20 protein-coding genes and 2 tRNA genes are annotated in these 21,659 nt (G+C 41.7%); 13 read left to right on the top strand and 9 right to left on the bottom strand.

Features of this window, described 5'->3' with window-relative positions:
- Positions 1-218: 218 nt before the first annotated feature.
- The 6 genes from ACOVQQ_RS01430 to ACOVQQ_RS01405 form a co-directional block, all read right to left on the bottom strand.
- The gene (locus tag ACOVQQ_RS01430) at positions 219-665 is read right to left on the bottom strand and encodes a nuclear transport factor 2 family protein (RefSeq protein WP_421816614.1); all 447 of its coding nucleotides are present in this window, start codon (positions 663-665) and stop codon (positions 219-221) included.
- Between the two features lie 31 nt (positions 666-696).
- Positions 697-1,296, bottom strand: coding sequence for a CDP-alcohol phosphatidyltransferase family protein (locus ACOVQQ_RS01425; protein ID WP_421816613.1), 600 nt, complete (start codon positions 1,294-1,296; stop codon positions 697-699).
- A gap of 392 nt (positions 1,297-1,688) precedes the next feature.
- Positions 1,689-2,801: a molecular chaperone DnaJ gene (dnaJ, locus tag ACOVQQ_RS01420; RefSeq protein ID WP_421816612.1), complete on the bottom strand. Its 1,113-nt coding sequence runs from the start codon at positions 2,799-2,801 to the stop codon at positions 1,689-1,691.
- 1 nt (position 2,802) lies between these two features.
- Positions 2,803-3,414: a nucleotide exchange factor GrpE gene (locus ACOVQQ_RS01415; protein ID WP_421816611.1), complete on the bottom strand. Its 612-nt coding sequence runs from the start codon at positions 3,412-3,414 to the stop codon at positions 2,803-2,805.
- A 69-nt stretch (positions 3,415-3,483) separates the two neighbouring features.
- On the bottom strand, positions 3,484-4,455 hold the full coding sequence (locus tag ACOVQQ_RS01410; protein WP_421816610.1) for a TIGR01777 family oxidoreductase: 972 nt from the start codon (positions 4,453-4,455) through the stop codon (positions 3,484-3,486).
- A complete protein-coding gene (locus tag ACOVQQ_RS01405; RefSeq protein ID WP_421816609.1) occupies positions 4,431-4,880 on the bottom strand; it encodes a DUF4442 domain-containing protein in 450 nt (149 codons plus the stop codon). Before ACOVQQ_RS01405 ends, ACOVQQ_RS01410 begins: the two co-directional genes overlap by 25 nt.
- 210 nt (positions 4,881-5,090) lie before the next feature.
- On the opposite strand from ACOVQQ_RS01405, the gene ACOVQQ_RS01400 reads away from it, so the two are divergent.
- From ACOVQQ_RS01400 to ACOVQQ_RS01385, 4 genes are all read left to right on the top strand, one after another.
- Positions 5,091-5,420: a PadR family transcriptional regulator gene (locus ACOVQQ_RS01400; protein ID WP_094485035.1), complete on the top strand. Its 330-nt coding sequence runs from the start codon at positions 5,091-5,093 to the stop codon at positions 5,418-5,420.
- Positions 5,421-5,425: 5 nt separating this feature from the next.
- Entirely contained in the window at positions 5,426-7,153 is a 1,728-nt protein-coding gene (locus ACOVQQ_RS01395; protein ID WP_421816608.1) for a PspC domain-containing protein, read from the top strand.
- Positions 7,150-7,881: a head GIN domain-containing protein gene (locus ACOVQQ_RS01390; protein WP_421816607.1), complete on the top strand. Its 732-nt coding sequence runs from the start codon at positions 7,150-7,152 to the stop codon at positions 7,879-7,881. Before ACOVQQ_RS01395 ends, ACOVQQ_RS01390 begins: the two co-directional genes overlap by 4 nt.
- Before the next feature lie 1,057 nt (positions 7,882-8,938).
- On the top strand, positions 8,939-9,775 hold the full coding sequence (locus ACOVQQ_RS01385; protein ID WP_421816606.1) for a GIN domain-containing protein: 837 nt from the start codon (positions 8,939-8,941) through the stop codon (positions 9,773-9,775).
- Between the two features lie 6 nt (positions 9,776-9,781).
- Here the strand turns inward: ACOVQQ_RS01385 and ACOVQQ_RS01380 are convergent, their stop codons facing one another.
- The gene (locus tag ACOVQQ_RS01380; RefSeq protein ID WP_421816605.1) at positions 9,782-10,555 is read right to left on the bottom strand and encodes a phosphatase PAP2 family protein; all 774 of its coding nucleotides are present in this window, start codon (positions 10,553-10,555) and stop codon (positions 9,782-9,784) included.
- Positions 10,555-11,493 carry a thioredoxin-disulfide reductase gene (gene trxB, locus ACOVQQ_RS01375; RefSeq protein WP_421816604.1) on the bottom strand — a complete coding sequence of 313 codons (939 nt, stop codon included), beginning with the start codon at positions 11,491-11,493 and terminating at the stop codon, positions 10,555-10,557. The genes ACOVQQ_RS01380 and trxB overlap by 1 nt, the downstream gene beginning before the upstream one ends.
- Positions 11,494-11,911: 418 nt before the next feature.
- Here trxB and ACOVQQ_RS01370 point away from each other — a divergent pair, with 418 nt between their 5' ends.
- Positions 11,912-12,724: a hypothetical protein gene (locus ACOVQQ_RS01370; RefSeq protein WP_421816603.1), complete on the top strand. Its 813-nt coding sequence runs from the start codon at positions 11,912-11,914 to the stop codon at positions 12,722-12,724.
- Between the two features lie 562 nt (positions 12,725-13,286).
- Here ACOVQQ_RS01370 and ACOVQQ_RS01365 read toward each other — a convergent pair.
- Positions 13,287-13,361 (bottom strand) — tRNA-Pro (locus tag ACOVQQ_RS01365).
- Positions 13,362-13,601: 240 nt separating this feature from the next.
- Here ACOVQQ_RS01365 and udk point away from each other — a divergent pair.
- From udk to ACOVQQ_RS01325, 8 genes are all read left to right on the top strand, one after another.
- Positions 13,602-14,210, top strand: a complete 609-nt coding sequence (gene udk / locus ACOVQQ_RS01360; RefSeq protein WP_094485509.1) for a uridine kinase — start codon at positions 13,602-13,604, stop codon at positions 14,208-14,210.
- Between the two features lie 55 nt (positions 14,211-14,265).
- Positions 14,266-14,604 carry an FtsB family cell division protein gene (locus ACOVQQ_RS01355; RefSeq protein WP_094485507.1) on the top strand — a complete coding sequence of 113 codons (339 nt, stop codon included), beginning with the start codon at positions 14,266-14,268 and terminating at the stop codon, positions 14,602-14,604.
- Between the two features lie 11 nt (positions 14,605-14,615).
- Entirely contained in the window at positions 14,616-15,956 is a 1,341-nt protein-coding gene (locus ACOVQQ_RS01350; protein ID WP_421816602.1) for a methylmalonyl-CoA mutase family protein, read from the top strand.
- On the top strand, positions 15,953-16,405 hold the full coding sequence (locus tag ACOVQQ_RS01345) for a hypothetical protein (protein ID WP_094485505.1): 453 nt from the start codon (positions 15,953-15,955) through the stop codon (positions 16,403-16,405). Before ACOVQQ_RS01350 ends, ACOVQQ_RS01345 begins: the two co-directional genes overlap by 4 nt.
- A 26-nt stretch (positions 16,406-16,431) precedes the next feature.
- Positions 16,432-18,525, top strand: coding sequence for a methylmalonyl-CoA mutase (gene scpA / locus ACOVQQ_RS01340; RefSeq protein WP_421816615.1), 2,094 nt, complete (start codon positions 16,432-16,434; stop codon positions 18,523-18,525).
- Positions 18,526-18,564: 39 nt separating this feature from the next.
- Positions 18,565-18,638: transfer RNA gene (locus tag ACOVQQ_RS01335), tRNA-Pro, on the top strand.
- Positions 18,639-20,094: 1,456 nt separating this feature from the next.
- Positions 20,095-20,460 (top strand): S-adenosylmethionine decarboxylase family protein, encoded by a 366-nt coding sequence (locus tag ACOVQQ_RS01330; RefSeq protein WP_421816601.1) that lies wholly within the window; start codon positions 20,095-20,097, stop codon positions 20,458-20,460.
- Positions 20,457-21,659 carry a hypothetical protein gene (locus ACOVQQ_RS01325; RefSeq protein WP_421816600.1) on the top strand — a complete coding sequence of 401 codons (1,203 nt, stop codon included), beginning with the start codon at positions 20,457-20,459 and terminating at the stop codon, positions 21,657-21,659. The genes ACOVQQ_RS01330 and ACOVQQ_RS01325 overlap by 4 nt, the downstream gene beginning before the upstream one ends.

Below are 21,659 nucleotides of genomic sequence, written 5' to 3'. Positions count from 1 at the left end.
TAAAAGATTAAAAGATTAAAAGATTAAAAGATTAAAAGATTAAAAGATTGAAAGACAGAAGTTCAGTTCAGCATTCGACAGGTTTGGGCAACACTTTCAAGAAGTTCGAGTGAAAGCCTAAAACTATTTAAAAATCAATAATTTAGAGATTGAATTATTTTTCATAATCGCATACGAAGTCGGAATGCGCGATTACTAACTGATCAAATTCACCGCTCTTAAAAATTATCGTAATACGTTAAATCTTTACTGATTTTACCGTCCTTAATTTCAAAGATAGTACAAATAGGTAGTGAGAATTTCTTGCCATCTGGTCCAGTTCCCGACGACTCGAATTCAACAATAACACAATTTTCAGAGGGGTACATAGCCACTACACGATCTTGAACATCCGGTATCATTTTTTGTAATTCCGAATATTTTTTAACAATCTCGCTGTGCGACATCTTTACGTTTTTGAGTCCGTACGCCGGATCTTTCATCTCGGGCTGTGCAATGTACATAGCAACCATTTTCTGCCAGTCGTGATTATTAAAATGTGTAAAATATTGCTCGATAATGGCTTTGTTAGCTGCGGAATGATCCTGCTCAACAGCAATTGGCTTTGATTGCTGGCAAGATATTGCAATCAGCGAAAAAACAGTAAGTAAGGCAGTGTACTTCATACGATTGGTTTTTGGGTTAGTTAAATCGTTTTTATCCGTTAAAAAGTTTGTTCCGTTTGATGTCGATTCCTTTTCGCAACAGATACGCATGGTAGGAACTCGGCACATCGTGTGTCCATTTTGGTAAAAGTAAAATTATTAAAATTACATCTAAATGTGCTATAAATCCTACGATTACGCAGCTGTAAAAATAGATTCCAGCCGTTTTAAAACCAAGTAACGCCGTGAATGCAACCAAAAGCGTGATTCCCCAAAATTTTGAAAGAATGGCATGTGTACAAGTTTCTTTTTTGAATTTGATCAGACTAATTACGTAACAAAGTGCTTCCATAATAACAATCGAGTAAATGCCAAGCAGGTTTTCGCGCAGCAAATCACTTCTTAAAAGCCAGGTTGCAAAGCCAATCGACAACCAAAAAATTAAATCGGTCTGACTGTCAAGTCGTCTTAAATTCTGATTCGAACTGTTTTGTTTTCGAGCGATAATACCATCAAGAATATCGGTAAGTAAACCAACGTACATCAAAATCAGTATACATAAGACCGATTGTTCTCCGTAGAAATACGCGAGTGCAAGAATTATTGGTGCAAAACAAAATCGAATTAAAATTAAGGTTTTTGGAATGTCCATTTTTGCTGTTGCACTACTTTAAATTCCTATTTATGTGATCGATGGTAAGTCAAAAGTAGGTTATTTTTTTCACCATGACTCCACATTTACGAGCAAGGAAGTCGGGGGGGATTTAAAGATTAAAAGATTAAAAGATTAAAAGATTGAAAGATTAAAAGATTGGGAAATTGAAAGATGGAAGTACAGTTTAGCAATCCACAAGCTCGGGTAGGAGCTTCGTAGCGGTAAGCGCTGCTTTGCGCGAAACGTTCAACGACTCTCGTGTTTTCGAGCTTTACAGGCCTTAAGTCATAAAAAAACCCACCCTCGTTTGCACAAGGATGGGAAAAATTGCTATGAAAAAGAAATTACTAGTTGCCTAGTACTTATCAAAAGTAAAAAAATACTTTTTATTATGAGAACATGTCCTTAACTTTTTCAAAAAAAGATTTCTCGCTTTTTTCTGGATGAGGTATGAAATTTTCATCAGTAAGCGCTTTTTCGAAAAATATTCGCTGTTCTTTTGTTAAAGTCTTGGGTGTCCACACATTTACGTGAACCAACAAATCGCCGTTGCCGTAGCCATTTATGTTCGGAACTCCTTTGCCTTTTAAACGCAAAATTTTTCCGGATTGTATACCTTCTTCCAGCTTTATACGGACTTTGCCATTCACCGCTTCGATATCTTTCGATACACCTAAAGCCGCTTCGGCAAAACTAATATATAAGTCTAAATGTAGGTTCTCGCCTTCGCGTTTCAAGGTTTCGTGTTCAACTTCTTCAATGGCCACTAACAAATCGCCCGGTATACCGTTTCCTGGCGCGTCGTTTCCTTTATTCGAAACTTTTAGTTGCATGCCATCAACAACACCGGCTGGAATTTTAATCGAGACGGTTTCGTCGTTTACAATCATTCCTTGTGCGTCGGCATTAGGAGGTCGGTTTTCTAAAATCTGTCCAGCACCACCGCAGGTAGGGCAGGTACTCGCCGATTGCATGCGACCCAAAATGGTATTCGTAACACGCATTACCTGACCTTGTCCGTTACAGGTTCCGCAGGTTTTATAGCGAACGCCTGGAGCTTGAACTTTGCGTTTAACTTTGATTTTCTTTTCAACGCCGTTGGCAATTTCTTCCAGCGTTAAACGAACTTTAATACGCAGGTTACTTCCTTTTACACGTCGTTGTTGTCCGCCGCCTCCGCCAAATCCGCCAAAACCACCACCGAAGGCACTTCCGAAGATGTCGCCAAATTGCGAGAATATGTCGTCCATGTTCATATTGCCACCGCCAAATCCGCCGCCTTCAAAAGCTTGATGCCCGTACTGATCGTATTTGGCGCGTTTCTGCGGATCGCTGAGCACTTCGTAAGCTTCAGCAGCTAATTTAAACTGCTCTTCGGCTTCTTTGTTGCCCGGATTTTTATCGGGGTGAAATTCTATCGCTTTTTTGCGGTAGGCTTTCTTGATGGTCGCTTCATCGGCATTTCGCTGAACACCAAGTATTTCGTAAAAATCTTTTTTCATCTTAATTTCCCGTTACAACTTTTGGGTATCGGATGATTTTGTCACCCAATTTGTATCCTTTTTCAATTACATCAACCACCTTTCCCTTCAAATGCGGCTCAGGCGCTGGTATTTGCGTGATGGCTTCCGCAAAGTCGGCATCGAATAAATCGCCCGCTTTAACGTCAACTTGCTCAAGACCTTTGCTTTGCAAGGTGCTTTTAAACTTATCGTGAATCAAACTTACACCTTTAAACAAAGCTTCGTCGACGTTCTCGGCTTTTGAAATTTCGGCTACTGCACGATCGAAATCGTCCAAAATCGGAAGCAATGCCACTAAAACGTCTTGATTTGCCGTCTTAAATAAATCGATTCGCTCTTTTGCAGTTCTGCGTTTGTAGTTTTCAAACTCCGCAAACAAACGAATGAATTTGTCTTTTTCAGCCGCTAACTCAGCGGTTAACTTTTCTTCGGCCGACAATTCTACTTCAGGTTCTGTCGGTACATCCGACGCATTGTCAGTTGTTTCAGCAGCAGCTGCATTTTCGGCAATAATTTCTTCTTCCGGCTTATTTATTTCGGTTTGCTCCGTACTCATTTTTCCTTCTGATTTAAAGGGATTTTTAAATTTCATCTCAATTTGCTTACGCCTGTACTGCAAGGATATTGCCAAAGCAGTTTGCTGTGTCAAATTGTCACCATTTTATCGTTTGAGAATGTCTCGCGACGGGTGTTTGTATTGCAGCAAGTTTTTAAGGGCCTCGTCGAGCGATTCGTATTTGAAATAGAACCGTTTATGCATGAGTTTTGCAGGCGAGACCCGTTGCGAGTCGAACAGCAAGGTGTGCATTTCGCCTAAAACGAGTTTCATTACAAATCGCGGCACAGCAGGTAACCAAAGGGCTCGGTCGGCGTAATGGGCTATTTTTTCAGTGAGAATTCTGTTGGTTGTAGGCGAGGGGGCAACAGCATTAAAAACGCCTTCGAGAAAAGTAGCCTCTGCATCTTCGTAAATTTCGACCATATCGTCGATATGAATCCACGATTGCCAATTCGAACCGTCTCCAAACCAAGTTCCAAAACCTTTTTTAATCGGATTGTAAATTTGCGGAAATACGCCGCCTTCGGTAGCGAGAACCAATCCGGTGCGCAGCTTACAAACACGCATGCCAAAGTCGGCAAAACGATCTGCAGCCGCTTCCCACAATACGGTAACTTCGGATAAAAAGCTGCAGTCGCGTTCGCTGAAGTCTTCGGTGTACAGCCGATTTTTATCGCTCGGATAAATCCCAATAGCCGAAGCCGAAATGAAATGTACCGGTTTGTGCTCGCTAGCCGCAACCAAGTCGTACAGCATGTTTGCTGTTTTTACGCGACTGTCGATGATTTCTTGTTTGTATTTCTTTGTCCAGCGTTTAGCAATGGTAGCTCCCGCTAAATGTATGATGCTCCGAACATCGGTTATGCAATTCGGATCAATATATCCCGTGCTTGGATCCCACAGAAAATTAACCACATTTTTCTGCTCGATAAACTTACTTTTTGAAGTAGTAAGTACATGTACAATGAGCCCTTTAGCAGTGAGTTTTTTTACTAATCGTTTGCCAATTAAGCCAGTTGCGCCTGTAACCAGTACGTTGGTGACCATTTTCATGCTTTCAATTTTAGTGTCCATTCAAACCGAAATCGAGATACTTCCTGGCCACTTTCGTTGGTTCCAACTGCTTCAAGCCAAAAAGTAGCGTTGTCCGATTCGGGTTTTAAATCGCTAACAGCTTTATGAACGGTTTCGCCACCTAAACACGTAAAAACGATTTTTCCGGTGGCTTTTTTGGTAAAAACCGATTCGTTTCGCGCTACCAACATGCTGATTCGCTTTTTTGATTGTTGGATTTCGTTCATAACCAAAGCACCTGTTGCCAATTCGGCGGCCATAGCTTGAACAGCGAAGTACATCGAATTAAACGGATTTTGATTAATCCACCGGTGGGTAACGCCAACGGTACAGCTCTGCGCGTCGAGTTTCTTCACACGCACACCGCATAAATAGGCGGAAGGCAGCTTAAAGAATAAAAATTGATTTACCTGAGAAACGGTCATACCTCGTATTTAAGCCGTGAATTTACGACGTCTTTGCGGAAATCCCGCAGTTTGTTAATTGTTAATATTTTGTTAATATTAAGTACTATGTAAAACAATGTACCTGTTTTCGTTTATATCTTTGCATAAGAAATTAACAGACAATAGATAGTACTAGTCAGAAGTGAGTTTCAATCATCATCAAATCAAAATCAAAAAAATCATGAAATTATGAACATCGAGAACACAAAAGCTCAAATGCGCAAGGGTGTTTTGGAATTTTGCATCCTCTCGGTCTTGAAAGACAAGGAAGCATACACATCCGAAATTCTCGATACCTTAAAAAACGCCAAGTTGTTGGTTGTGGAAGGTACCGTTTATCCGCTCTTAACTCGTTTAAAAAACGATGGATTACTAAATTATCGCTGGGAAGAATCGACCTCTGGTCCGCCAAGAAAGTACTACGGTCTAACTGAATTAGGTAAAACTTTTCTCAACGAGTTAAATAATACATGGACCGAATTATCAGACGCAGTTTCAATCATCACTAATCAAAACTAGAAATCATGAACAAAACCGTTAATATAAATCTGGGTGGCTTATTCTTCCACATCGATGAAGATGCTTACCAAAAGTTATCGCGCTATTTTGATGCGATAAAACGTTCTTTATCCGACGCGAATGCACAAGATGAGATAATAAAAGATATCGAAGTACGTATTGCCGAGCTTATTTCGGAGAAGCACAGCAGCGGAAAGCAAGTGATTAGTTTAAAAGAGTTAGACGAAATAATCGCGGTTATGGGACAGCCGGAAGATTATCGTTTAGATGGTGAAGCTGCTGCAGAACCGATCGACTCAACGTTTCAAAACAGAAAAACACGCAAACTGTACCGCGATATCGACGAAGGAATGATCGGCGGCGTGGCTGCAGGTTTAGGGCACTATTTTGGTGTTGAAAAAGTATGGATTCGCGTTTTGTTGGTAGCGCTTGTGTTCTTGGGTGTTGGTAGCGGTATTATTGCTTACATCGCGCTGTGGATTATTATTCCGCAAGCGATCACTACCAGCGAAAAATTGGAAATGCGCGGAGAACCCGTAACGATTTCCAACATTGAAAAGAAGGTGCGCGAAGAGTTCGAACAAGTGTCGGAGCGCTTCAAAAACACCGATTTTTCGGCCGCTGGCCAACGCGTACAAACCGGAGCGCAGCGCGTTTCTAATTCGTTAGGCGATGCATTCGGAACTTTAGTGAAAATCTTCGTGAAGTGTGTGGGGATTCTCATCATTTTAATGTGTATCCCAGTTTTAATTGCCCTTATTTTTGGTGTATTTGCCACAGGTACAGCGCTTGTTTCTGAATTCCCATGGTCGGTTTTGTATGAAGGAGGCAATTTTACCGACTATCCATTGTGGTTAATTGGTGTACTGATCTTAATTGCTTTTGGCGTACCTTTCTTTTACTTGATGTTGCTAGGTTTTAAATTGTTGCTCAACAATTTTAAATCGCCAGGGAAGATATTCAACTTTACGATTTTAGGTTTTTGGATAATAAGTATCATCTTGTTGATTGCTTTTACCATCGCTCAAATTAAGGAGTTTGCGTACGAAGGTCGCACGACCAACAAGCAAGATATTGCAGTTGATCTCAACAAAACCTTACTGATTCAGTTCGCGGAAAACGACGATGTTGAAATCGATCCGAGAGACCACAACGATTTTCAAATCTACACCGATAGTACCGACAAAGAATACATTTACAGCGAAGATATTAGCTTCGAGATTCGCAAATCGGCAAAACCAACAGCTTATGTGCAGATTGTTAAAATAGCGAACGGAAATTCGTCGAAAGCGGCACGTCATAACGCGGAAGAAATTACATACAATTATACGTTTGCCGATAATACACTTACTTTTAATAAGTATTTGATTACGGATGTTAAGAACAAGTTTCGCGATCAGGAAGTAGAAATTATCTTGTATTTACCGGAAGGCGTTACTTTTAAGACCGCCGAAAACGTAACGGATTTCGATATAACTGATAACGATTTCTTTAACTTGCATTACAGCTCAGATGAGTATCTTTATAAGGTTTATTCGGATCAGGTAAAATGTTTGACTTGCCCGGAAAGTGAGAATGAATTTAACGATGTTATTCAAACGCAAACAAAAATTGGCGATACGATTGTAACAAAAGTTCAAGTGGGTCGTCAGAATATAGAAACCAAAACGACCGAAGACGGTACGTTGATCATTTCTGAAAACGGAACAGTAACTAAAATCAAAACCAAATGATCAAATTTATTATCTGGATTACAAGAATCATTGTAGCCGTAGCCATCGCCTTAGTTTTTGCAGCTTGTGGCGGAAATCCATGGGGAGTAAAGGGAAGCGGAAAAATTGTTACCCAAACACGAACAGTTAACGCAGCCTTCACAGGTATCGATGCCGGGACAGGAATCGAAGTACGCGTTTCGGAAAATCCGTCAACGGAAATTACCGTAACCGCAGATGATAATTTACAAGAACTCATTGAAGTTGTTGTGGAAGGAAATGTATTGAAAGTACGTTCTACAGGAAGTTACGACGCCGAAGAAACTCCGGTGGTAACTGTTCAGGTACCAGAAATCGAAGTTTTGAAAGCTTCTAGCGGAGCGACATTAAAATCGACTTCCACTATAAAAGGTACAAAGCTTACTTGCGATTCGAGCAGCGGTAGTACCTTACGTGTAGAAGCTGAGGCCGATGTAATTCGACTTACCTCTTCGAGCGGAAGTTCGTTACAAGTAAAAGGAAAAGCATTAGAGTCGTTTGCAGACGCTTCGAGCGGAAGTTCGTTAAACGCTGCCGAATTGAGTTCGAATAAAGTTACTGCCTCGGGCAGCAGCGGCAGTACGATTCGTGTGGCACCCTTAGTGGAGCTAAACGCGGATGCTTCGAGCGGAAGTTCGATTGTTTACGTGAAAGTTCCTGAGAAGATTAATACCAAGACAAGTTCAGGTGGCAGCGTAGGCGCCAATTAAGATGTAACCTGAGTTCGATTAAAAATCATTGTCAGATCGCTTGCAATCAACAAATCGTGAAATAAAATAGCAATGAAAAGGAACGACTCCAACGCTAAACATATAAACGGCTGCCTACTTCGTTAGATTTTTTTGCGATACTACAGTATCCCAAAACAAATCTGCCTTGTAATCAACCATTTATCTGTTTTCTGACCGCAATTTTTAAATCGAACTCAGGTTAGTAGGTTAGGATTAGTTATGATAAAGAGTCGGACTGTTTCAGTTCGGCTTTTTTTTATGCTTTTTTGGCCGGATGTTTCATTTTTGAAACAAGTATGAAGTAGCAAAAAATAATTCGACTGTCTAAAATTTCAGTTATTTTTTATTGAATGTAAATCGTTGATTTTTCGAAAAGAAAAAATGCGTTTAAACGAATGTAATACAGTTATTTACTTCGGGTAATATTGCAATATTACAAATTGAAAAATACAAAGTCATTTCATCTTTAGAAAGCACATCTTTTCCAATCTAAATTATCACACCTCTTTCTCTGCGTTAGGTGGTGCAGCGGAAAGCGCGCAACGTGGGCACTTGCGGCAAATAGCAACAGCCGTGGCGACCACAGAAGCCGCGGATTTTGCCGAATTTGCCCAAGTGGCAACGGCGTACTTGTAGCGTAAACACCGCCCGCCGCACCATAAGAACCTGAGTTCGATTAAAAATTTTTGTCAGATCGCTTGAAATCAACAAATCGTGAAATAAAATAGCAATGAAAAGGAACGACTCCCACGCTAAACAGATAAACGGCTGCCTACTTCGTTAGTTTTTTTTGCAATACTACAGTATCTCAAAACAAATCTGCCTTGTAATCAACCATTTATCTGTTTTCTGACCGCAATTTTTAAATCGAACTCAGGTTTGAAAAAATAATCACACGCGGCGGGAACGCCCAAATAATAACGAAATCGAACGAAAGCAATCGTTTTTGGTTGTCGCTGATGAAAATAAATTGTCTCTTAAAATTCTGACTTTGATTTTTAAATCACTTCAATATCTTTGTTCAAACACAAAACAGATGAAATCACTTTATACGTTCGCTTTTCTCCTCATTTTTGCTGTAACGGCCTGCGCGCAAACCAAGCCAAAAGTTAAAGGTTCGAAAATTGTTAAGATTGAAAAAAAGGAAGTCGAGGCGTTTAACAAAATTGAAATTGTAGACGATATCGAAGTGTCGCTTATTTCGGCAGCAACGCCGGGAATTGAGCTGGAAGCCGACGATAATTTGCAAGATGCGCTCGATTTAAAACTAAATGGAGGAACGATAGTGATATCGACCAATAAAATTCCAACCGGTTATAAAGCGTTTAAAATCAGAATAATGTACGACCCGTCGCTCGAGCTGGTCGTAGCGCGCTCGACCGCCGTTGTAAATGTGCTGGAAACGATAAAAGTGAAGGATATTCGCTTTGAAATAAACGATAAAGCCAAACTTTTCTTGAATTCGGATACCGAGAAAGTAAGTGTACAGTTGGATAACGATGCCTCGGCCGAACTGAACATTAAAGCCACCGAATGCAACCTCACGGCACTTAAAACGACCTCGGTTAAAGCGCTAATTAACACGGCGACCTTGCAAGCGGATTTATACCAAAAAGCAATTGCTAAACTGGAAGGCGACGCCGAGCTTGCCAAATACCGCCTCGACAACAACAGCGCCTTAACGGCAAATAATTTAACGGCTCAGGCAGTCGAAATTGCTACCGAAGCGTTTAGCGAAGCCAGTATTCACGCGGCAAAAACCTGCGAAATAAAAGCTTCTGGGAAATCTGAAATTAAACTGTACGGCACACCCAAAGTGGATTTAGCACTGTTTGCCGATAGTGCGAGCTTGTTTAAGAAGGCGGAGAAATAACGGCTACTAAAAGCGGTACAACACGCGAATTGCCTGCTGTTGCTGGTCGGCATAAGGTGAAATTTCCATGTTATTTAAAACACGCGATTCACTTTTGTTGAACAGCTTTGATATTTCAGGAAATAACCAATACGAAAGTTTTGTGCTTAGAATGCCAATTCCGGCACCCATGGCAACATCGGATAGCCAGTGACGGTTATTATACATCCTAAAAAAGCCCGTTCCTGCAGCAACCGTGTAGGCTGAAATGCCGTACCAGATGCTTTCGTCTTTAAACTCCTGATAAACCATTTCGGCGCCCATGAAAGCAGTGGCCGTATGTCCTGATGGAAAAGAGTTGTCGGAACTTCCGTCGGGGCGCTCAACATTAGACACGTTTTTTAGAATAGTAACGGTAGACGCCATTATTAAAAAAGACGTCCCCGCAATGATGCTGCGTTCTCCTAAATCGTGTTCCGGTTTTACGCCGAGATTAGGCAACACAAATACGGCTGCAAGCGGACTGTATTGCGTAAAATCGTCGATACTCAGCTTTTCATCAATATGTTGCTTAAGCTCGTCGCGCGTGTCGCTATTTAGTGTTTTCAAACTTTCGCTTTCTAGTGCAACGATCCCGTATGAAAACAAGACTGCTGGAACAATTAAATGTTTGAGTTTGTAATCGTGGGTTGTATCAACTGCACTGCTGTCGGTAACAACGTCTGCTTGTTGAGCAGCTGCCTTATGGAGACTGCAGCTAACAAATATCACTGCCAGAAAAAAGTAAATCCAGTTTCGCATTACTCCAACGAAGCCAAGTAACGTTCGGCATCGAGCGCAGCCATACAACCCGTTCCTGCCGCGGTAATAGCTTGGCGGTACACCTGATCGGCGGCATCGCCTGCAACAAAAACGCCTGGAACATTGGTTTTCGAGCTACCTGGTATATTTAAAATATAGCCGGTTTCGTCTAAGTTCAAGTAATCTTTAAAAATGGCCGTGTTTGGTGTGTGTCCGATAGCCACAAAGAAGCCCGTTGCCGGAATGGTGATGGTTTCGTTGGTGGTTTTGTTCAAGGCGGTAACTCCTGTAACCACATTTCCATCGCCCAAAACTTCGAGGGTTTCGGTATGCATCAAAATCTCGATGTTTTCGGTTTTGCGCACGCGTTCTTCCATGATTTTCGATGCGCGAAATTTCTCGCTGCGCACCAACATCGTTACTTTTTTACAAAGTTTTGATAAGTAGTGAGCTTCCTCACAAGCCGAGTCGCCCGCACCTACAATAACGACTTCTTGGTTGCGGTAGAAAAATCCGTCGCATACCGCGCAAGCCGAAACGCCGCCACCTTGTTGCAAGTAGTGTTGTTCGGAGGGTAAGCCCAGGTATTTTGCCGAGGCGCCGGTGCTTATAATCACGGTTTCTGCATGAATCTCGATCGTATCGTTTACCCAAACTTTGTGTAGGGGTCCGCTAAAATCAACTTTTGTAACCCAGCCGTCGCGCACTTGTGTACCAAAGCGTTCGGCTTGTTCTTTGAGTTGCACCATCATTTCGGGTCCGGTTACGCCGTGCACGTAGCCCGGGAAATTTTCCACTTCATTGGTTGTGGTAAGTTGCCCGCCGGGTTGCATTCCTTGATATAAAACGGGGTTCATATTGGCGCGCGACGCATAAATTGCTGCTGTGTAGCCCGCAGGTCCTGAACCTATAATGAGACATTTAAGATGTTCTGCCATAAAAATAAATTTAGAGTTGCAAATGTAAAATTACCCGTGATATGAAATTCAAAAAAGCAATCAGATATATCTATTTGTTGATAAGAAAAGTTTCGTAGGTTGGTATTTGGGCGTTCCCGCCGCTCGTTTAGTGGAATTTTGGTGCGGCGGTCGGTTCCTTCGCTGCTAGTCCGCAAAAATTGGTGCGCAAAACGGCGGCACAACCGGGCTTCTTGGGTCGCCCGTTTGTTTGTGTTTTTGCAGCACAAATTTTCTTACGGGCTATCCGCTGCGGCACCTAACGCGGGAGATCTCGTCTGAAAAGAAAGCGTACAAAAACAATTTTTCGAATGCTAAAACGTTAGCTTTAAATAACTAAATTACAGTAGTTTTAACGCCTTGGTATAATATGAGTGAGGTACATAAAAAGTCTGCGAAAGTGAATAGAAATACTGCTAAAAATTGTTACGAAACTATATTTCGAACTCGATTCAAGGAGAAATCGGTTTTAAAAAGTACTTTCGGGGTTGTTGCTCGAGCTCGGCTGCTAGTAGTTGCAGTACTTATCGTTTGTTTTTGTTATAGCACTACAGCGGTTGCGGCATCGTTAAACGTAATTAACAGCTTTGGTCCTGTACCAAAACAGAAAGCTACTACTGATCCGCGTAAGTTTATTCCCAAAGGATACGAACTCGTTTCGATAACAAATGGCGATTTAAACAACGACAAGACTATTGATTGTGTTTTACTCGTGCAAGCAACGAATCCGGCTAATTGGGTAGTAGATTATTACGGAAAGAAAGTAAATCGCAACCGTCGCGGCTTAATTGTATTGTTTGCGATAAACGGAACGTATGTACTGCGTGTAAAAAATATGACCTGCTTTTCAAGTGCAGAGGAAGAGGGGGGAAATTACATGCCGCCAGATTTGGGCATAGAAATTAAGAAGTCAAAACTATACATCGGTTATGCGCATGGTAGATATGGGTATTGGGAATATTGTTTTCGCTGGCAAGCTTCAAACTTTGTGCTAATTGGATACGAAGGAAGCAGCAATCGGGGTCCAATTGTAGAAGCAGCTACCAGTATTAACTTTTTGACAAATAAGACAGAAATTCGAAAAAATACGATGCTAGAATCGCTTGATGGCGAAGGCATATTCGAAGTTCAATACCTTGACAGAAAACCGAGACCGCTGCTTAAATTAACGGATATCAAGGATTTCGACGAATTAGAAATAGAAGATGAATAAGTATCTGCGGATTCAAGTAAGAATCAAACCAAATTAGTCAGCCAAATGAACCTAGCTGCGTACAATCTTGATTCTAATTGTAAATAAAGTATTTAAGGCGGTCTAACGAAGATTTTTTATCGAACTCACATTTTTTAGCTCCTACGGGCTTACGGATTAGCTTCGCGTTGCTTCGCTGATCCTGAAATGGGGAATGCCTCGAGTAAAAAACCGCATTTTTGCAAAATGCGCATTTTTTTGTTTCCCTAAATTTAAAGCAGAGTACAAGCTTTAGGATTAGCTCCGCGTTGCTTCGCTGATCCTGAAGTGAGGGATGCCTCGAGTAAAAAACCGCATTTTTGCAAAATGCGCATTTTTTTGTTTCCCAAATTTAATGCAGAGTACAAGCTTTAGGATTAGCTCCGCGTTGCTTCGCTGATCCTGAAATGAGGGATGTCTCGAGTAAAAAACCGCATTTTTTGCAAAATGCGCATTTTTTTGTTTCCCTAAATTTAAAGCTCCTGAGGGCTTTAAATTTAGGGAAACAAAAAAACCGACCTCTCAGTCGGTTTTTTTTACTCGGTCGGGGTGGCAGGATTCGAACCTGCGGCCTCCTGCTCCCAAAGCAGGCGCGATAACCGGGCTACGCTACACCCCGAAGCGGGTGCAAAGATATACTTTTTTCATCCACATGCAACCTATTTTTTTCTGCGATGTAGTGCCAAATACTATTTTCTAGACACACCATTAAACCAGCGCGCTGTATTGCTGCCACTTGTCGTCACTTTTCTCGCAACTGTGTAAAAGATTTCGCAAAACGACAGTTTTTTTAGCGCGCCACCTCAAATTTCGTCGCCGTATTACCTACCTTTGCTTTCCGGAAACCAACCTTCAACCTATGCTCATTATTGGAATTGCCGGAGGAACAGGCAGCGGAAAAACAACCGTAGTTCATCAAATTATGAACGAACTACCTCAAGCCGAAGTCGGAATTATTTCTCAAGACTCGTACTACCGCGAAAATAACCACCTTTCTTTTGAAGAACGCGCACTCATTAATTTCGACCACCCACGGGCAATCGATTTTGAACTGCTCGTAAAACATCTGAAAGAACTCAAATCCGGACAAACCATTCACCAACCCGTTTACTCGTTCGTTACCCACAACCGTACCGGCGATACTGTGATTACGCATCCGCGGAAGGTAATGATCGTTGAAGGAATCTTAATCCTCGCCAATCCCGAACTTCGCGAACTGTTCGACATCAAAATTTACGTGCACGCCGACTCCGACGAACGCCTCATACGCCGACTCAAACGCGATATCGCCGAGCGCGGACGCGACATGGAAGAAGTACTTAACAGATACCAAAACACACTCAAACCAATGCACGAACAATTTATCGAACCCACAAAAGCATTCGCCGATATCATTATTCCAAACGATAAATACAATACGGTTGCAATCGATGTAGTTCGTGCCGTAATTAACCAACGTATCAAGTAAGTTTGCTATTTTTATAGCGCTATTTTACCTTCCGCGAAAGCGAAAGCACCATAATATGAAAGCCAAACTTAAAAATCTGGTCGAAAAATATCCTATTCTCAAAATTTTTGGGAGCAGATACGTGCTGATTTTTATCGCCTTTACCGTTTGGATGCTTTTTTTCGACACCTATTCTTTTCTCGAACACCAAACCATAAACCGAGAATTGAATGAACTTGAAGAAAACAAACGCTTTTATCAAGAAGAAATTAAACGCGATCAGAGTAGAATTAAAGTGCTGCAAGACGACGATTTTGTCGAAAAATATGCGCGCGAAAAATACTACATGAAGAAAGATAGCGAAGATATTTATATTATTGAATACGAAGGCGATACAATCGATTCATCATTCTAAATCACGTCAAATTGAGCGATAAAAAATTACAGTTCAGTGCATTTGAAAGCGTTTCGGCGGCAAAATGGAAACAGCAGATTCAGTTTGAACTGAAAGGTGCCGACTACAACGAAACGGTGGTGCGCCACGCTTCCGACGGCATTAAAGTTAAACCCTTTTACAATGCCGAAGATCGCGCAACGCACTTGCCCGCAGTACCTAAAACTGCCGCTTTTAAAATTACGGAAACGCTGTATGTCAAGAATGTCGATAAAACCATTCAACGCGCTACTAAGCTTGTAGCCAAAGGTTGCGAAGCAATTATTCTTGATCTTCCCGAGCATATAAACGATTTTCAGACGACCTTTTCTGCACTTTTGGCGCTACAGATTCCCATTTTTGTACGTCCGCAGTTTTACGACGAGATTTTTTTTGCAGCAGTGTCTAAAATCGAAGGCGTTACATTGCTCATTGATCCGATTCACGAATTAGCCGCTACTGGAAATTGGTTTTCGGGTTCCGATAATCAATTCGGGTTTTTAAATCAAACGCCAACCATTAACATAAACGCCGGTGTGTATCACAATGCGGGCGCAACGCCGGTGCAAACCATTGCTTTTGCCTTGGCTCATGCGGTCGAATACTTCAACCAGCAATCGAAACCAAAAGACGTGGTATTTCAACTCGAATTAGGAAGCGACTATTTTTTTGAAATCGCCGCCATTCGCGCCTTACGTTTGCTGTATCAAACCGTGGCAAACTCCTTCGGAATTACTGCAAAATGTAGCATAATAGCCATTCCTGGGAAAAGGAACAAAACCATTTACGACTACAACGTAAACATGCTTCGTACCACGACCGAGTGCATGTCGGCTATTTTAGGTGGCGCCGATTTTATTCAAAACCGACCTTACGACGCCTTGTATCATAAAGAAAATGAATTTGGTAATCGAATTGCCCGAAATCAGTTGCTCATTCTCAAGCACGAAGCGCATCTCGACAAGGTTCAAAATCCGTGCGATGGCAGCTATTTTATCGAATCGCTTACTGCGCAAATGGCCCGTTTGGCACTCGAAAAATTAAAGCAAATTGAAGCCGACGGTGGATTTATCGCATCTCTAAAGAAGGAGCGTATTCAAGCCCAAATTAAATTACAAGCCGACGCCGAGCAACAAGCGGTTGACGCAGGAAAGCACGTACTTATTGGAACAAATAAATTTAAGAATTCGGCAGATGCAATGAATGATCAGCTTGAATTGTACCCATTTTTAAAGGTGCAGGCACGCAAAACCATAATTGCACCCTTAATTCAAAAACGCCTCGCAGAAAACATCGAACAAGAACGCCTCAAATCTGAAAAACCAACCTTATGAAAAAATTAATTTACCTCTTTTTGTTATTGACTTGTACCGTATTCGGACAACAAAAACAGTTTCAAATGATTCACAAAGAAACGGGTAAAGTGGAAAGCTATACCGATGGAACTCGCGTGAAAATGCGAACCGTTTCAGGACAAAAATACGTTGGCGTTTTGAGCTTCACCGAAGACGATAAAATCAAAATCGACGATAATATTTTCGCGCTCGATCAAATTGGTGCAATAAAAATGCAGCCCAAAAAATTCGAAACGCTCAAAAAAGTACTTCTAATTAGTGGCTTAGTTATCGTAGGAACAGGTATTATTTTGGCTACTGCCGGAAGCGAAGCCGCCTTTTTAGTGATTGCAGGAGGTACGGGAGTAACCATTGGCGCCGGAATTCTGGAAGGTGTTAACCGAAACCACATTAGCCGACGTTACGACTTTAAGATTAGTACACAGTGAAAAGAAAAGATATAAGTGACCTCGCTCTGCCCGAAGATGCATTTTTTGCAATTCCGGAAGGAAAAGCGACCTATGAAACGGCAGAGAAAATTCCGATTAAGGATTTTTATAGTGCAACCGATTTAGAATCGGTGTCGCATTTGGATTTTGGCGCTGGATTTCCGCCGTTTTTACGCGGACCCTATGCTACCATGTACGTTCGCAGACCGTGGACGATTCGACAGTATGCGGGTTTTTCGACCGCTGCAGAAAGTAACGCTTTTTACAAACGAAATTTAGCGGCCGGTCAAAAAGGCTTATCCATTGCATTTGATTTACCAACGCATCGCGGCTACGATTCGGATCACGAGCGCGTGGTTGGCGATGTTGGAAAAGCAGGCGTTGCAATTGACAGTGTAGAAGATATGAAATTGCTTTTCGATGGTATTCCACTTGATGAGATGTCGGTTTCGATGACTATGAACGGCGCGGTTTTGCCGATTATGGCGTTTTATATCGTCGCAGCAGCAGAGCAAGGCGTAAGTCCGGAGAAATTAGCGGGAACGATTCAAAACGATATTTTGAAGGAGTTTATGGTACGAAATACGTACATCTATCCGCCAGCACCTTCCATGCGAATTATTGCCGATATTTTTAGATATACGAGTAAAAACATGCCCAAGTTTAATTCTATTTCCATTTCGGGCTATCACATGCACGAAGCCGGCGCTACAGCCGAAATAGAATTGGCTTATACTTTAGCCGATGGTTTAGAGTACATCCGAACTGGATTGGCAGCAGGCTTAGCAATTGATGATTTTGCCCCGCGACTTTCGTTTTTCTGGGCTATTGGCATGAACCACTTTATGGAAATAGCTAAAATGCGTGCCGCGCGATTGCTGTGGGCGAATTTGCTAAAACCTTTTGAACCCAAAGACGATAAATCCTTGGCTTTACGTACACATTGTCAAACCTCGGGCTGGAGCTTAACAGAGCAAGATCCGTTTAATAATGTAGCACGAACTACTGTTGAAGCGGCAGCTGCTGCTTTTGGCGGAACACAATCGCTACATACCAATGCTTTGGATGAAGCCATTGCGTTACCCACCGATTTTTCGGCACGTATTGCGCGAAACACGCAGTTGTTCCTACAAGAAGAAACCAACATCACGCAAACCGTTGATCCGTGGGGTGGAAGCTATTATGTCGAGCAACTGACTGCTGAGTTGGTGGAAAAAGCTACGGCTTTGATTGAAGAAGTTGAGTCGCTTGGCGGAATGACGAAGGCTATAGAAGCCGGGATTCCAAAAATGCGGATTGAAGAAGCGGCAGCACGAAAGCAAGCACGCATAGATTCTGGGAAAGATATTATTGTGGGCGTTAACAAATATCGTTTGCCGAAAGAAGACGAATTGTCGATTTTAGATGTAGACAATCAGAAAGTGCGCGCAGAACAGATTGAGAAATTGGTTCGGATAAAATCGACACGAGATCAGGCATTGGTTGATGCTGCGTTAGCAAAACTGAGCGCGGCAACACTAACCAACGATAATTTATTGGATTTAGCGATTGAAGCCGCTCGAGTTCGTGCAACTTTGGGCGAAATTAGTTCGGCTTTGGAAGCAGCTTTTGGAAGATATAAAGCCGATATCAAAACATTTAGCGGTGTGTATAGTAAAGAAATAGCGCAAGATCCGGAGTTTTTAAAAGCTCGTGAATTAGCTGATCGTTTTGCAGCGAAAGAAGGCCGACGTCCGCGTATTATGATTGCAAAGATGGGTCAAGACGGACACGATCGCGGCGCTAAAGTAGTAGCAACGGGTTATGCCGATGTTGGTTTTGACGTGGATATTGGTCCGCTTTTTCAAACACCAGCTGAGGCTGCACGGCAAGCGGTTGAAAACGATGTCCATATTTTAGGTGTTTCGTCGTTAGCAGCCGGACATAAAACCTTGGTTCCGCAAGTGATTGCCGAGCTAGAGAAGTTAGGTCGCCCCGACATTATGGTTATCGTTGGCGGAGTGATTCCGAAAAAGGATTATCCGTTTTTATTTGACTCGGGTGCTGTTGCTGTTTTTGGACCTGGAACTCGCATTAGTTTAGCAGCCATAAAAATGCTAGAAATTTTAATTGACGAGTAGAAAGCGGATAGCAATTTGAATATATTTGCAACCCAAATTCGGGATGTGGCGCAGCCTGGTAGCGTACTAGCATGGGGTGCTAGGGGTCGCAAGTTCGAATCTTGTCATCCCGACAAAAAAGACCGGCGTGAGCCGGTTTTTTTTTTGCTGAAGCGGCGTCGCCCGAAGGAGCGTAAGTCGGTTAAGCAAAAAAACCGCGCCTTTTGCAAAAAAGGCGGTCTTTTTTGGGCACGTCTCCCCCTGTAAGATCAGCGGAGCTAATCTTGTCGTAAAATCCATTCAAAAAAGGCGGTCTTTTTTGGGCTCGTTTCCCCCTTAAAGATCAGCGCAGCTAATCTTGTCATTAATTCCATTCAAAAAAGGCGGTTTATTTTTGGGCTCGTTTACCCCTTAAAGCTCAGCGCAGCTAATCTTGTCATTAATTCCATTCAAAAAAGCGGTTTTTTTGGGCTCGTTTCCCTCTTAAAGCTCAGCGAAGCTAATCTTGTTGTAAAATCCATTCAAAAAAGGCGTTTTTTTGGGCTCGTTTCTCTTGAAAAAATCGATATGTGTTTTTTGCGAACTCAGATGAAATTTGAAGTATTTTTTTGCTGAAAAATAAAATTTGATTTTCGTGTTAAATGTCTGAAAATTAACTTCTAATCTTTGGTAATATTGCAATATTACGTATATAAAATTACAAGTTTATTTAACGTTAAATAGCGCCGATATCTTGTTGATTTTTTCAATACAAATCCCAATGTGTTGTAGCGCACTCCTTTTTGTACAACACACGATTTTTTGGCAATGATTTTCTCTGCGGTTGGAGATGCAAGATCAATATGTTTTTTCTACGGAGATTGACTGTTTTGGTTGAATTATTTGGTAGAAAATGGAAAGAAAATAAGGAATGGAAGTTGTTGAAAATGTTGTTTTTATATTTGGTAATATTGCAATATTACGTATTAATAAATTCAGTATTTAAAAACGTTATTTTTTTTCGATATTCCTCTATTTTCCCGAAAGAAACTCAACGTACTTATTAATAACTGCATTTTATCAAGAACACGATTTTTGGCAACGATTTTCTCTGCGTTAGGTGGTGCAGCGAAAAGCGCGCAACGTTGAAGCTCGTGGCAAAATGCAACAGCCGCGGCGACCTAAGAAACGGAGTTCGATTAAAAATCATTGTCATATCGCTGTAGACTTTAAATAGTGAGAGTTCGATAAAAGCTGTCTGTAGGTCAACTAATGTTTGACAGAGCGCAATTAAAAGTCAGTCGGACAGACATCTAATCATTTAAACAGTCGCTTGCTTCGTTGTATTTTTTTGCGATATTTCAATATCCCAAAGAAAATACGCCTTGCAATCAACAGTTTAAATGATTTCTGACTTCGATTTTTAATCGAACCACGTTTCAGAAGCCGTGGATTTTGCTTTTTTTGCCCGTGCTGCAACGGCGTACTTGTAGCGGAAACACCGCCCGCCGCACCATGAATAAATAATTTAGCGCGGCGGGAACGCCCAAATAATCATTGATTTTAATCTAAATTTTACTACTTTTATAACCGTTAACGACCTATGCTTTCATGACCGATTTTTCGACCTATTCGCCTGGATTACACGCCTTATGCCGCTTTGAGCAAATTGCCGCAGAAAAACTAACTCAACTTGATGCATTTCACGGGTTTACTCAAGATTTATGCGCGGATTTAGGCTTGGAAATAGTAGGGTCGAGTTCGTTTGTGTTTGAAAATCAGAGTTATACTGCCTCGTATTGTTTGAAAGAATCGCATATTTGTATTCATACTTGGCCTGAATTTCAGTTACTTACACTTGATGTTTATTTATGTAACTTCCTGCAAGACAACAGTGAAAAAGTACGCACTGTTGTTGAAAAGTACCGAACTTTTTTCGCCGCCAATGAAGTTTCAATTTCTGAAGTATACAGATGAAAACTACCATTACTTGTCCAAGCTGTAATCACGAGCAAACAATCGACGTTACTTTTAAAGTCAACTTTTTTGGCTGTGTATCGTGTTTGCGCTATTTCGATAATACAGCTGCAAAAGCGGTGGTGAAAGAAACTTTTAAGCCGTTTTATTTTGAACGATCGTTAAGTGTTGGTGCTGCAGGAACCTTCGATAACGAGTCGTACACCGTAACAGGTTTAGTGATAAAAAGCTTACAAAGTCTTGAGTCGTGGTGCGAATACCTGTTGCAAACACAGAGAGGTAAGCCACTGTACATCAGCGAATCGCAAGGGCATTTCATAAAAATGGAGGCATTGGATGCAACTTTTGATATGACGTCTTTTGAGAAAAATCAGATTTTCGAAGAAATTAGATACACGCGTATCGCGGTTGCTAAACCGAAAGTGCGATTGGCAGTTGGATTTTTTGAAGAAGATGTGCTTCAGCCCGCGAAAGTAACCGAATTTATTGCACCCCCGCTGATTATTAGTCGCGAAGTGTACGACGAAACGCACACCATTTGGTACAAAGGAGCGCATTTGCCGAGACCTACCGTGAAAAAAGCATTCGAACTTTCAAAGCTTGCGGGTCGCTACGGAACCGGTTTGGTACAACCTTTTTACTTTGAACCTTTTCGAGTAGCGCAAATTTTGTTAGCCATGTGTTTACTGGTTATCGGCATTACGATGTTGCGCAACTATGATCGCGAAACCACAATAGTTTACGATGCTTTTGTTCCATTGAACGGTGCTTCGGCAAGTGACCTTGTATCCAATTCATTCGAAGTAACGGGAAGTCGCGCGCCACTTACTGTTCATTTAGCTTCGGAGGTTGATAATTCGTGGGCGTCGACAACCATTGGTTTGGTGAATGAAGAAACCAACGAAGAAATTTATGCGACACGCGATTTGGAATTCTATCAAGGTTATGAAGCGGGCGAGCATTGGACAGAAGGTTCGAAATCCGACGAGTTTAATTTTTGTGGCGTACCGGCAGGAAAATACCATTTTATCATCAACGTTTCAAAGTCCGAGATCGATACCACTACTACAGGCGTTCATATTCGAGCTGAATCGGGTATGCCCGTGTACCACAATATGTGGATTGTACTTGTAGTTTGCGTGGTGCTAATTATTGCTGCCTATATTGCCAAAGACAAATTTGAAGAAAATCGCTATTAA

Origin of the sequence: Flavobacterium sp. (assembly GCF_049240005.1) — a bacterium.
Lineage (GTDB): Bacteria > Bacteroidota > Bacteroidia > Flavobacteriales > Flavobacteriaceae > Flavobacterium.
The sequence above is the reverse complement of the archived record's forward strand: the minus strand, read 5'-3'. Positions and strand labels throughout refer to the sequence as shown.